At 72.6% G+C, this 11701-nt stretch carries 11 protein-coding genes and 1 riboswitch; of the genes, 3 read left to right on the top strand and 8 right to left on the bottom strand.

The genetic code is table 11. The features are described from left to right. Window positions 1-3 precede the first annotated feature (3 nt). A complete protein-coding gene (locus R0146_RS02680) occupies window positions 4-1701 on the top strand; it encodes a long-chain-fatty-acid--CoA ligase (protein WP_317691314.1) in 1698 nt (565 codons plus the stop codon). Window positions 1702-1791: 90 nt separating this feature from the next. Here R0146_RS02680 and R0146_RS02675 read toward each other — a convergent pair whose 3' ends face one another. The 5 genes from R0146_RS02675 to R0146_RS02655 all read right to left on the bottom strand — a co-directional run bounded on the left by R0146_RS02675 (window position 1792) and on the right by R0146_RS02655 (window position 7158). Then, complete coding sequence (locus R0146_RS02675; RefSeq protein WP_317691313.1) at window positions 1792-2496, bottom strand: hypothetical protein; 705 nt, start codon at window positions 2494-2496, stop codon at window positions 1792-1794. 604 nt (window positions 2497-3100) lie between these two features. After that, a complete protein-coding gene (locus tag R0146_RS02670) occupies window positions 3101-4030 on the bottom strand; it encodes a cobalamin biosynthesis protein (protein ID WP_317691312.1) in 930 nt (309 codons plus the stop codon). Then, on the bottom strand, window positions 4027-4893 hold the full coding sequence (locus R0146_RS02665) for an adenosylcobinamide-GDP ribazoletransferase (RefSeq protein ID WP_317691311.1): 867 nt from the start codon (window positions 4891-4893) through the stop codon (window positions 4027-4029). Before R0146_RS02665 ends, R0146_RS02670 begins: the two co-directional genes overlap by 4 nt. Beyond that, window positions 4883-5926 carry a nicotinate-nucleotide--dimethylbenzimidazole phosphoribosyltransferase gene (gene cobT / locus R0146_RS02660; RefSeq protein WP_317691310.1) on the bottom strand — a complete coding sequence of 348 codons (1044 nt, stop codon included), beginning with the start codon at window positions 5924-5926 and terminating at the stop codon, window positions 4883-4885. The genes R0146_RS02665 and cobT overlap by 11 nt, the downstream gene beginning before the upstream one ends. Before the next feature lie 219 nt (window positions 5927-6145). Continuing rightward, a riboswitch (cobalamin riboswitch) is annotated at window positions 6146-6263 on the bottom strand. Next, window positions 6250-7158, bottom strand: a complete 909-nt coding sequence (locus tag R0146_RS02655; RefSeq protein WP_317691309.1) for a cation diffusion facilitator family transporter — start codon at window positions 7156-7158, stop codon at window positions 6250-6252. It overlaps the preceding riboswitch by 14 nt. Before the next feature lie 257 nt (window positions 7159-7415). On the opposite strand from R0146_RS02655, the gene R0146_RS02650 reads away from it, so the two are divergent. Further along, complete coding sequence (locus R0146_RS02650; RefSeq protein WP_317691308.1) at window positions 7416-7997, top strand: VanZ family protein; 582 nt, start codon at window positions 7416-7418, stop codon at window positions 7995-7997. 99 nt (window positions 7998-8096) lie between these two features. Here R0146_RS02650 and R0146_RS02645 read toward each other — a convergent pair whose 3' ends face one another. The 3 genes from R0146_RS02645 to R0146_RS02635 all read right to left on the bottom strand — a co-directional run bounded on the left by R0146_RS02645 (window position 8097) and on the right by R0146_RS02635 (window position 10195). After that, window positions 8097-8273 carry a hypothetical protein gene (locus R0146_RS02645; RefSeq protein ID WP_317691307.1) on the bottom strand — a complete coding sequence of 59 codons (177 nt, stop codon included), beginning with the start codon at window positions 8271-8273 and terminating at the stop codon, window positions 8097-8099. 607 nt (window positions 8274-8880) lie between these two features. Continuing rightward, a complete protein-coding gene (locus tag R0146_RS02640; protein WP_317691306.1) occupies window positions 8881-9354 on the bottom strand; it encodes a tRNA (cytidine(34)-2'-O)-methyltransferase in 474 nt (157 codons plus the stop codon). Window positions 9355-9367: 13 nt separating this feature from the next. Continuing rightward, on the bottom strand, window positions 9368-10195 hold the full coding sequence (locus R0146_RS02635) for a pseudouridine synthase (RefSeq protein WP_317692323.1): 828 nt from the start codon (window positions 10193-10195) through the stop codon (window positions 9368-9370). 220 nt (window positions 10196-10415) lie between these two features. On the opposite strand from R0146_RS02635, the gene R0146_RS02630 reads away from it, so the two are divergent. Further along, entirely contained in the window at window positions 10416-11687 is a 1272-nt protein-coding gene (locus tag R0146_RS02630; RefSeq protein WP_317691305.1) for an MFS transporter, read from the top strand. Window positions 11688-11701 lie beyond the last annotated feature (14 nt).

Raw genomic sequence — 11701 nt, 5'->3', positions numbered from 1 at the left:
GGCATGACCGCGTCGTCCGAGTCTTCTGTGCCGCCCTGGGTGGCCGCCTATCAACCGGGTGTTCCTGCCGAGATCGAGCTGCCGACCACCTCGCTGGTGGAGATGTTCGAACGGTCGGTGGCCGAGGGCGGCGCCGCGATCGCGATGACCTTCTTCGGCCGCACCACCACGTACGCCGCCCTGGGCGAGCAGGTCTTCCGCGCCGCCGAGGGACTGCGCCGGCTGGGCGTACGGCCCGGCGACCGGGTCGCCCTGATGCTGCCGAACTGCCCCCAGCACGTCGTCGCCTTCTACGCCGCGCTGCGGCTCGGGGCGGTCGTGGTGGAGCACAACCCGCTCTACACCGCCCACGAGCTGGCCGAGCTGTTCGCCGACCACGGCGCCCGGGTGGCGATCGCCTGGGACGTTGCCGCAGGCAAACTGCAGGAGATCCCGGTGGCGGATCGGCCGGACACCCTGATCGCGGTGAACCTGCTGGAGGAGTTCCCGGTGGCGATGCGGGCCGCGCTGCGGCTGCCGGTCGGCTCGCTGCAGCGGACCCGCGCCGCGCTGACCGCCCCGACCCGGGGGACGATGCCGTGGCGGGCGCTGCTCGCCGACCGGCCGGTCGATCCGGAGGTGCCCCGGCCGACGGTGCGGGACCTGGCGGTGATCCAGTACACCTCGGGCACCACCGGGCATCCGAAGGGCGCGATGCTCACCCACTTCAACCTGTACGCCAACGCCCTGCAGGGCAAGGCCTGGATGAAGGACGCGCAGTACCGCGCGGAGAACTTCTACGCCGTGCTGCCGATGTTCCACGCCTTCGGGATGACGCTCTACCTGACGTACGGCGTGCTGCGGCAGGCCAACCTGGTGCTCTTTCCGAAGTTCGACGTCGACCTGGTGCTGAAGGCGGCGAAGCGGTTCCCACCGACGGTCTACTGCGCCGTCCCGCCGATCTACGAGCGGACCGCCCGGGCGGCCATCGAGCGGGGCGTGTCGCTGGCGTCGGCGAAGTTCTGCATCTCCGGGGCGATGGCGCTGACCGACCCGATCGTCGAGTTGTGGGAATCGGTCTCCGGTGGGCTGCTGGTCGAGGGATACGGGATGACCGAGTCCTCGCCGGTGGCGCTCGGCAACCCGTTCTGGCCGACCCGGCGGACCGGCACCATCGGGGTGCCGTTCCCGTCGACGCTGATGAAGGTGGTCGACCCCGACGACCCGACCCGCGAGGTGGCGCCGGGGGAGCGCGGCGAACTGTTGATCAAGGGTCCGCAGGTCTTCCAGGGCTACTGGAACAACCCCGAGGAGACGGCCCGTACGCTGCTGCCCGACGGCTGGCTGCGGACCGGCGACCTCGTCGTCGTCGACGCCCAGGGCTACACCACCATCGTCGACCGGGCCAAGGAACTGATCATCACCGGCGGCTTCAACGTCGCCCCCTCCGAGGTGGAGGAAGCGATCCGTACGTTCCCCGGGATCGTGGACGTCGCGGTGGTCGGCAAGCGGCGCGAGGACGGCTCGGAGACGGTGGTCGCGGTGGTCGAGCCCGAGCCGGGCGTACGCATCGACGAGGACGCCGTGCGGACGCACTGCCGGGGCCTGCTGGCCGCCTACAAGGTGCCGCGTCGGGTGATCACCGCCGACGGGGACCTGCCCCGGTCGATGCTGGGCAAGGTGCTGCGCAAGCAGGTCCGGGAGGCGCTGCCGGAGCTGTGAGGGCGACGGCCGGCAGCGGGGGCGGGACGGTGCCCGGGGTGGGGTCGGGCCGCGCTCCTCGGAGGCCGGGTCGGAGCGCGGCGGGTGGAGTCAGGGCCGTGACCGACCGGTGAGGGCCTGGGTCACCGCCGCGGCGATGGCGACCCCGTTGAGCGCGTCCTCGGTGGTCTGCGGCACCCGGCCAGGGCGTTCGGCGACCAGCGTGATGCCCTGCAGAGTGACGCTCCACGGCAGCCGGGTGGCCGTCAGCAGCGTACGCACCGCGGGGGAGACGGCCATCCGGCCGAGGAGCTCGTCGTCGGTGAGGACCGCGAACCTCTCGTCGAACGCGGCGTGTCCGGTGCGGTGCACCGTGCCGCCCACCTGGCGGCGGCGATCCTCGAGCTGGTCGATCGGCACGATCCGCACCTCGTGGAGCGGGAACGGCAGTCGGATCCAGCAGATCGTGGCGTGGGTGCGGCGGGGGTGCTGCCCCGGGCCGGCGTCCTGCGGGCTGTGGCGGCCATGGTGCGCAGGCGCCGGGCCCTCGTGGACGACGTGCGCGACGCAGAACTCCTGACCGTGGTAAGCACCCGCGAAACCCTCCCGGAAGTGCAGCCTGCGCTGCCACTCCCGCAGCCTCGGCACCGGCGGCTGGAGTCGCGATGCGTCGTCGGTGTAGGTCCACCCGCGGGCCTCGGCGCCGCTGCGGAGCTCCGCCAGGCGACGTCGCTCGCGCTGCGGGGCACCGACGACCACGGCGGTCAGCCAACCCACCAGCGGTACCGTGATCAGCAGGATGATCCAGGTGGCCATCAGCGCCCGCCGATCGCGGGAACCCGCCCGGCATCCCCCGGCACCCGCCCTCCGTCCCCTGGCACCTGTGGACGCCTCGGATCCGCTGAGGTCCGTGAGATCGCTCGGATCACGGCCGGCCCCGTCATCCCCGGCATCCGTGCGCCTTCGGCAGCATCGGTGACGGCGGAGTGTCGGGCGGGGCGTACGCGAGCATCGGCCATGCGATCAGGGTAGTCAACGGTGGTCCCGGGGCGTTGCGGCCGGGATCGATCGCTCGTTCGGTGCGATCGGGCTGCGCCCGGCCGATCGGGCTGCTGGTCTGGTTGGATCGGGCCCCTGGTCTGGTTGGGTCGGGCTGCTGGTCTGGTTGGGCCGGGCTGCTGGTCTGGTTGGGCCGGGCTGCTGGTCTGGTTGGGTCGGGATGCCGAGCGCATCCGCCGCGCTTTCAGGCAAACGCCGCCGCTTCAGTCAGCCGCGGCCCGCCGACAGGCCGCGGCTGACTGAAACCCGCGCATCTGGCAGAAGGCGCGGCGGCTGCGGGCTGTGCCGGGTACTCGCGTCGAGGCGGGCACCCGCCCGGCCGCCGCGGTGCTCGCCGTCCTCGTGAGGCTCGCCGTCCCCGTCACGGACACCGCTTCCGTAACACCCAGGCCATCGTGATGGCCACCGCCAGGGCCCCGCACTGCACCCGGCGAGCGAGTCGGACCGCCCGGGCCGCGTCCCGCGCCTCGGCGGGCCGGCCGTCGCCCAGTTCGCCGCGGTCCTCGACCACGCCGCCGTACGCGTTGGACCCGCCGAGCCGGATCCCCAGGGCTCCGGCGAAGGCCGCCTCGATCTTCCCGCCGTTCGGGCTGGGGTGTGCGCCGGCGTCCTCACGGACCGCCCGCCACGCGGCGGACGAGGTCCCGGCGGCGAGAGTGGCACCGAGCCGGGCGGGCAGCCAGTTGACAACGTCGTCGAGCCGGGCGGCGACCTTGCCGAACCGCTCGTAGCGGTCGTTGCGGTAGCCGACCATCGCGTCGAGCGTGTTGATCGCCCGGTGCGCGACCATGCCCGGGGCGCCGGCGAGTGCCCCCCACACCAGCGGGGCGACGACGGCGTCGGAGGTGTTCTCGGCCAGCGACTCGATCGCGGCCCGGGCCACCCCGGCGGTGTCCAGCGCCCACGGGTCGCGGCCGACCAGATGGCTGACCTGTTCCCGGGCGGCGGGCAGGTCGCCCCGCTCGAGGTGGGCCGCCACCGCCGCAGTCTCCCGCTCCAGCGACCGGCCACCCAGCACCGTCCAGGTGACCAGCGCGGTCCAGGCGATGTCGGCGAGTGGCCGATCGCGGACCGTACGCTGCACCAGTCCGGCGGCGAGGGTGGTCGCCCCGACCAGCAGGGCCACGTGGCCCGCGCCCGCGGTCACCGTGTCGGCGTACGTACGCCGCTCCACTGCGGCCGCCAACCGTCCGAACGCCGCCACCGGATGGCCGCGGCGGGGGTCACCGAGCAGCCGGTCCAGCCCGAAGCCGAGCCCCAGCCCGAGGGCCCGGGCCGTAGCGCGACTCACCACACGATCACCGCCAGCACGGCCAGCCCGGCGGCGGCCGCCTCGACAGTGGCGCCGAGCACATCACCGGTGATGCCGCCCAGGCGTCGTACGCACCACCACAGCAGCACCCCGGCGGCGACCGGTCCGCCGGCCGCGGCGAGGACACCGGTCCACCAGGACGCCCCGGTCACCAGCGCGACCCCGGACAGCAGCGCCGCCCACACCAGCCAGACGACCACCGCGTCGTACCACCGCACCGACCCGGCGACCGCCTGCCCGAGGCCTTCGGGCCGGGCGGGTCGTACGCCGCGCAGGCAGGACAGGACGAGGGCCGCGCGCGAGGCGCAGACCAGCGCCGCAACGACCAGCCAGCCCCACGGCCCGGCGAGCAACGCACCGTACGACGCCGCCTGCAGACCGAGCACCACGACCAGCGTGCCGGCGCCCATCGGGCCGACGTCGCCGGTCCGCATGATCTCCAGGGCACGGTCGCGGTCCCACGACGAGCCGAGCCCATCGGCGGTGTCGGCGAGCCCGTCCCAGTGGATCGAGCGGGAGAGCTGGGCGACGATCCCGACCGCCAGCAGGCCACCGACCAGGCCGGGGGCACCCAGACGTACGGCCCCCCAGCCGACCAGGCCAGCCACGAGGGCGACGGGCACCATCACGGCCGAGCCGACAGTCATCGCCGTCCGGGCGATCCGCGGGGTCACCTGGGCGATCGCGCCGGCCGGGATCCGGGTCAGGGTGCCCGCCGCCAACCGCCAGCCGGCGGCCGGCCCCGACCCGGCGGCTCCGGCGGCCGGCCCGGACCCAGCGACTCCGGCGGCCGATCCCGCTTCGGTGGCCCCGGCTCCGGCCGATCCGGACTCAGCTGACATCAGCAAGGGTCGCCATCTCCCGCATCAGGGCGATGCCGGTGCGCACCAACGGGACGGCGGCGGCCGCCCCGGTGCCCTCGCCGAGGCGCAGGCCCAGATCGAGGATCGGTCGCAGCCCCAGCCGCTCGATGGCGTACGACAGACCGGGCTCGGGGGAGCGGTGTCCGGCGCGCATCCAGGTCTTGGCGCCAGGGGCGATGGACTCCGCCATCGTTGCCTCGGCGCCGGCGATCACCCCGTCGACCAGCACCGGCACCCCGGCCTGGGCCGCGGCGATCATGTAGCCGGTGGCCGCGGCGATGTCGGCCGAGCCGAGGCAGGCCAGCCGTTCGATCGGGTCGGCGAGCCGGTCGCCGCAGCGGGCGATCGCCTCGTCGATCACCGCCGCCTTGCGGAGCCGCCCGGACTCGTCGAGCCCGGTGCCGATGCCGGTCACCTCGGCCGCGGGCACGCCGTACGTGGCGGCGATCAGCGCGGCGGACGGCGTGGTGTTGCCGATGCCCAGGTCACCGGCGATCAGCAGCTGCGCGCCGGCGGCGATCTCCTCGGCAGCGATCGCCGCCCCCTCGGCGAGGGCCTGCTCGGCCTCGGCGCGGGTCAGCGCGTCCTCGAGACGGATGTTGCCCGAGCCGCGACGCACCTTGTGCGCGGTCACCTCGGCGGGAACGTCCAGATCGGCGTTGACGCCGATGTCGAGGAGACGTACGTGGATGCCGTGCTGGCGGGCGATCACGCTGATCCCGGCCTTGCCGGCGAGGATGCCATGGACCATCCCGACGGTGATCGCGGTGGGGTAGACGGACACGCCGTCGGCGGCCACGCCGTGGTCACCGGCGAAGACGACGGTGCGGACGTTGTCCAGCGGGGCGGGCGGCACCTGGCCCTGCGCCGCGGCGATCCAGCAGCCCAGCTCGACCAGGCCGTGCAGAGCGCCGGTCGGCATCGCCAGTGTGTCGCAGTGGGCCAGTGCGGCGGCGTACGCCTCGGCATCGGGCGGGGTGATGGTGGGGGTGGTGGGTGGGGTGGTGGTCATCGATCCTCCGAGGGGTGGAGGCGCGCCCGGGCCTGTGAAAGGCCCTGTGGATACGAGTGAGTGGAATCGGACCGAACGTCGCGACCCGGGCGCGTCCCCACGTCTGGTACGGGGCGCGTCAGGCGGTGCAGTCGCAAGCAGGGCGGCGATGAGCGGGGCTGTCGGTGGCCGAGCAGCAGAACGGGTCGCTCATGGTGTCCTCTCCGGGATGGCGCGTCCCAGTCGTGGTGTACGCGGGCCGAGTTCCTGACTTGGACTCACAGTGGCGCGACCGTGCCGGAATCTCACCGGCTTCCTCGGGCTCCGCGTGTTGCCAGGCCAGACTACACGCCCGGCATGTCCTCGTGATCGCGGTGCCGGGGTGGCTCGAGCTGGAACGTCGAATGGGCCACTGACACCGGGAAATGCTCGGCGACGCAGCGCTGCAGGGTGTCCAGCAGCCCGGGGACGGTGCCGGTGCGGAAGCACTCCTCCTCGACGATGACGTGGGCGCTGAGGACCGGCAGGCCGGTGGCGATCGTGCTCGCGTGCAGGTCGTGGACCTCGAGGACCTGGTCGATCTCCAGCAGGTGCCGGCGCACCTCGGTCAGGTCGAGGCCCTTCGGCGTGGACTCCAGCAGCACCGTGGTCGAGAAGCGGAGCAGCACCAGCGTCCGGGGGATGATCAGCACGGCGATCACCATCGCGGCGACCGCGTCGGCGCGCAGCCAGCCGAGCGTCCCGATCAGCACCGCCGAGACGATCACCGCGACCGACCCGAGCGCGTCGTTGACGACCTCGAGGAAGGCCGCGCGGAGGTTGAGGTTGACGTCGCGGTGGCTGAGCAGGACGGCGAGTGACACCAGGTTGCCGGCCAGGCCGATGATGCCGAAGACCAGCAGGGCGCCGGACGGGACGTCCGGTGGCTGCATCAGCCGCCGGACGCCGTCGATCAGCGCGTACACCCCGACCGCCAACAGGATCGCGGCCTGCCACTGGGCGGAGATCACCTCGGCCCGCCGGAACCCCCAGGTGCGCCGCTCGTCGGCCGGTCGGATCGCCAGCCGGGCGGCGACCAGCGCCATCGTCAGTCCGGCCACGTCGGTGAGCATGTGGGCGGCGTCGGTGAGCAGCGACAGGCTGCGGGTCAGCGCCGCACCGACCACCTCGGCCACCAGCACCGTCGCGGTGATCGCCAGGGCCACCACCAACCGGCGCTGAGGGGCGGCGCCGTGGTCGTGGTCGTGTCCCATGGGGTCGATCTTAGGTGTACCGATCGGGGGGAGGCCGGTCCATCGGGTGATGGGGGTGATCGTCTCGGGCCGAGGGGGGGCTGTTGGTGCGGGCGGACCCAGGTGATCAGGACGCTCCGCGTTCGGTGCTGGTGTGGCGGCGGCCATTGATCGCCTCCGGCGGCCCGTTGCCCGTGCCAGGCTCGGCGCGTACCGTTCGGGAAGTGCCTGAGCAGTCAGTATCCGGGATGGTCGGGGATCGGTCGAACGGGCGACCCATGACGACGCGCGCGAGGCTCGAGACCGTCGTCATCTGTGCTGCGTTCGTCCTCTACGTCGTGTTCGCGCTGAAGCTTCTGCTCTTCTCGCGGCCGCTTGGTACGGAACGATCGTTCAACCTCATCCCGTTCGCGAGCATCTCGCACTACCTGTTCAGCGGTTCGTCGGGCGTGAGGAGGTTCGCGTTCGGCAACATCGCAGGCAACGTCCTCCTCTTCATCCCCCTCGGCGCATCCTTGTCTGCACTGACGAAGTCGATGTCTGCACTGACGAAGTCGATGTCTGCACTGACGAAGTCGATGTCTGCACTGACGAAGTCGACGGGGGCGAGAACCATGCTCTTCGTCGCTTCGGCGAGCGTGGCGGTGGAGATCGTCCAGGGCGTGTTCGCCCTGGGCGCGTCGGACATCGACGACGTCATCCTGAACTGCCTGGGAGGGTTCATCGGCATCCAGCTGTTCCTCCTGCTCAGGGTGATCCTGCGAAACCTCGGCCGGGTGCGTACGGTCGTCGCCGTGCTGTCGGTCGTCGCGCTTCCGGTCCTGTGCTACCTGCTCTTCGTCATCAGACTGCGCATGTGAGTCCGGGGCCCGGGCCCAGGCGGCTGACTCCCGGCGTACCCGGGAACCTCCAGCACGCCTTCGACTGCGCAGCAATCGGGATGTGAGCAGGGAGCCGTCTCACTGCGGACGCCGGGGCCAGGCGCAGGTGGTGCACTCCTGGCTCCGCCGGGCCCGGACGACGTTCCAGGCGAGCACGGCGATCCCCAGCACGATGCCGGCGACGGGATGCACGATGACGCCGACCACCACTCCCAGCAGCAGCGGGACCGACAGGGCACACGGCGAGACGGACATGGCCACAGCCTACCCCATTACCCCCGGGGGTATCCCGGCCCATCGGAGGTTGGGGCTACCCGTGGTGGGGTGGTGTCGGCAGGAAGGATCGTTGCTGGATCGCTGCGGTCGACAGTCGTGGTCCTGGCGGTCATCCCGTGGGGTGGGAGGGGCGTGGGCGAGGGGGAGGGGGTGCGGGTTTCCGCTGCCGGTTCCCGGTACGCTCGTCCGGCGGGTTCACCGCGCCCTCGTTCGCGTCCTGGCCAGGCCTGCAGTGCCCCGTCTTCTGGCGCAGACCGTACGCCGCGTAGCAGACCGTACGCCGCGTAGCAGACCGTACGCTTCGTGTTCATTCCCGCTCGGGCGACCGGGAGGGTATGCACACCACGGGTACGGTCTGGCACGGCGAGGGCTCCGGTCCGGCCACCCCCGCCCAGGCCACCGCCGCCTAGGCCACCCCCGCCCAGGCACCCGGACGCACCCCCGGCCCAGCCGGCCCAGCGGGTCACGACTGCCCGCGGCCTGCCCGAGCGAACGCTTGGCGGATGCCGACCCCGACTCCACCCTCTTCGGTGAAGAGCGGTGAAGAGCGGTGAAGAGCGGTGAAGAGCCGGTATCTCTTCGGGGCTCAGACAGCGCCCGGGAAGCCGAACTGCCGCCACGCCTCGTACGTCGCGATCGCGGTCGCGTTGGACAGGTTCAGCGACCGGTTGCCGGGCCGCATCGGGATCCGGAGCTGTTCGGTCACCCGGTCATCGGCCAGCACCGCGGGATCCAGGCCGGTCGGCTCCGGGCCGAACAGCAACACGTCGCCCTCCCGGTAGGTGACGTCGGTATGGCGTACGGTCGCGTGCGATGTGAAGGCGAAGACCCGGGCCGGCAGCAGCGCCGCGTACGCCGTCTCGAGGTCCTCGTGCACGGTGACGTTCGCCATGTCGTGGTAGTCCAGGCCCGCCCGCCGCAGATGGGTGTCGTCCATCGAGAAGCCCAGCGGCCCGGCCAGGTGCAGCGGTGCCCCGGTGATGGCGGCCAGCCGGATGGTGGCGCCGGTGTTGTGCGGGATGCGGGGGGAGTGGAAGAGGATGCGGACCGGGCAGGACATGCCGGTCAGTCTCTCACGCCGCCTCGTCCGGCCAGTGGTGCGCGAGCCGGCTGGTGAAGGTCCGCGGGTCCCTGCTGATCGGGTCGGTGAAGGCCAGCGTCCGGGCGACCAGCTCCAGCGGGGTGGAGAAGTCGTCGATGTCCACCTCGCGCACCTCCGGGTACAGCGGGTCGCCGAGGATCGGGATGCCGAGCCCGGCCAGGTGGACCCGCAGCTGGTGCGTCTTCCCGGTGGTGGGGGTGAGCAGGTAGCGCCCGTACGCCCCGCGCTGTTCGACCAGGTCGACGACGGTCCGGCTGTTCGTCTCCCGGTCGGGTAGCACGTCGGTCTGCAGCACCCCGCGGCGCTTGTGCAGGTGGTTCGCCACCTCGCGGGGGAAGGTCAGGTCGGGACGGACCCGGGCGAGGGCGGTGTAGGTCTTGGTCACCAGCCGCTGCTCGAAGAGCTGTTGGTAGGGCGCCCGCCAGCGGCGTTCGGTGGTGAGCAGCAGCACCCCGCCGGTCAACCGGTCGAGCCGGTGAGCGGGGGACAGCTCGGGCAGGCCGAGGGTATCGCGCAGCCGGACGACCACCGACTGGGTGACGTGGCGCCCGCGGGGGATGGAGGACAGGAAGTGCGGCTTGTCGACCACGACGATGTGCTCGTCACGGTGCAGCACGCCGATCTCGAAGGGCACCACCGGCTCCTCGCGCAGGTCGCGGTGGAACCAGACGAAGGTGTGCGGCGCGTACGCCTCGGCGCCGGTGAGGGGTGTCCCGTCGCTGGTCACGAAGCGACCGAGGGCGAGCATCGCGTCCACCGGGGCGTCGGCGGCGAGTCGGTCCAGCAGGAAGTCGCGCATCGTCGGCCACGGGGCGGGCTTGTCCGCGTCCGGCGTCCGCACCCACGCGGCCGACAGGCCGTGGCGGCGGGGCAGCGGGGAACGCGGGGGCACCCGGCCAGCGTACGTGCCGCAGGCGAGGGTGAGGCCAAGGGCGAGGCCGAGGACCGGGACCGGGACGGACACCCGACGGCACACAGTCCCCCCGGGGGTATCCGCCTTCATGGCAGACTGACCGCTCGTGAAGCGCCCCATCCTGCTGCTGATGCTGACCAACGTGCTCGGCGGCGTCGGCGTGGCCTCCGGGATCGCCGTCGGGGCCCTGCTGATCCAGCAGATCGCCGGCACCGCGTACTCCGGCTTCGGCCAGGCCCTGTCGGTGCTGGGCGCCGCGATCGCGGCCGTCCCGCTGGCCCAGCTGGCCGCCCGGAAGGGCCGGCGCGCCGCCCTGGGACTCGGCTACCGGGTGGCCGCGGTCGGTGCCGCGGCGGTGGTCGTCGGTGCGGTGCTGCACTCGGCCGTGGTGCTCTTCGTGGCACTGCTGCTGTTCGGCGCGGCGCAGGCGACGAACCTGCAGACCCGTTACGCCGGGGCGGACTTCGCGGCCGGCCCGCGCCGGGCGACGTTGATGTCGATGGTCTTCTGGGCCACCACGATCGGTTCCGCGCTCGGCCCGAACCTCGCCACGTACGGCGACGCGCTCGGGCGGTCCGTCGCACTGCCGGCGCTGTCCGGGTCCTACCTGTTCGGGGTGGTGTCCTTCCTGCTCGCGTCGGGGGTGGTGATGCTGCTGCCGAGTGGCCCGGCGCTCGCCCCGGCAGCGGCGACGTCCGGCCGGGGAACAGCGTCCGCCCGAGGGGCGACGTCGGGCACCGAGCGGACAGCGGAGCGGCGGATCAGTGCCCTGCAGGCGTTGGCGTGGGCGATGCACCACCCGACGGCGCGGTTCGCCGTGCTGCTCACCGCGGTGGCCCATGGGGTGATGGTCGGCGTGATGTCGATGACGCCGATCCACCTCAACGGCCACGGTCACCACCTCGAGGTGATCGGTCTGGTGATCAGCCTGCACATCCTCGGCATGTACGCGCTCAGCCCGGCCTTCGGCTGGCTCACCGACCGGGTCGGCGCGATGACGGTCGCCGGCATCGGTCTCGCCGTCCTGCTCGCCGCGGTGGTCACCGGCATGGTCGCCGCCAACGGCCGGCTCGAACTGACCTCCGCTGCCCTGATCCTGCTCGGGCTGGGCTGGTCCGCCTCGATCATCGCCGCCTCCGCGCTGCTCGCCGGAGTCGACTCGGGTGAGGTGCGGGTCCCGTTGCAGGGTGCCAACGACGCCCTGATGAACTACGTCGGTGCCGGCGCGGCGCTCCTCGGCGGCCCGGTGATGGCCGGTCTCGGCTACGGCGGCCTCAACATCGGGGCCGGTCTGCTGCTCGTCCCGGCGGTGCTCGCCGGCTTCGCGGCGCTGCGGGTGCCGATGGCGGCTGCGGAACGCGAGTTCTCCGGGCGGTGAGGGGGGAGTAGAGT

The sequence above is a fragment of the Raineyella sp. LH-20 genome (assembly GCF_033110965.1).
Classification (GTDB): Bacteria; Actinomycetota; Actinomycetes; order Propionibacteriales; family Propionibacteriaceae; genus Raineyella.
Note: the sequence above shows the minus strand (reverse complement) of the source record. Positions and strands in the feature narration are given on the sequence as shown.

Bases quoted from the DNA above. Each gene is read 5' to 3' on its own strand.
- R0146_RS02680 (WP_317691314.1), top strand. From the start codon at position 4: ATGACCGCGTCGTCCGAGTCTTCTGTGCCGCCCTGGGTGGCCGCCTAT.
- R0146_RS02675 (WP_317691313.1), bottom strand. From the start codon at position 2,496: ATGGCCACCTGGATCATCCTGCTGATCACGGTACCGCTGGTGGGTTGG.
- R0146_RS02665 (WP_317691311.1), bottom strand. From the start codon at position 4,893: ATGTCAGCTGAGTCCGGATCGGCCGGAGCCGGGGCCACCGAAGCGGGA.
- cobT (WP_317691310.1), bottom strand. From the start codon at position 5,926: ATGACCACCACCCCACCCACCACCCCCACCATCACCCCGCCCGATGCC.
- R0146_RS02655 (WP_317691309.1), bottom strand. From the start codon at position 7,158: ATGGGACACGACCACGACCACGGCGCCGCCCCTCAGCGCCGGTTGGTG.
- R0146_RS02650 (WP_317691308.1), top strand. From the start codon at position 7,416: ATGACGACGCGCGCGAGGCTCGAGACCGTCGTCATCTGTGCTGCGTTC.
- R0146_RS02645 (WP_317691307.1), bottom strand. From the start codon at position 8,273: ATGTCCGTCTCGCCGTGTGCCCTGTCGGTCCCGCTGCTGCTGGGAGTG.
- R0146_RS02640 (WP_317691306.1), bottom strand. From the start codon at position 9,354: ATGTCCTGCCCGGTCCGCATCCTCTTCCACTCCCCCCGCATCCCGCAC.
- R0146_RS02635 (WP_317692323.1), bottom strand. From the start codon at position 10,195: ATGCGCGACTTCCTGCTGGACCGACTCGCCGCCGACGCCCCGGTGGAC.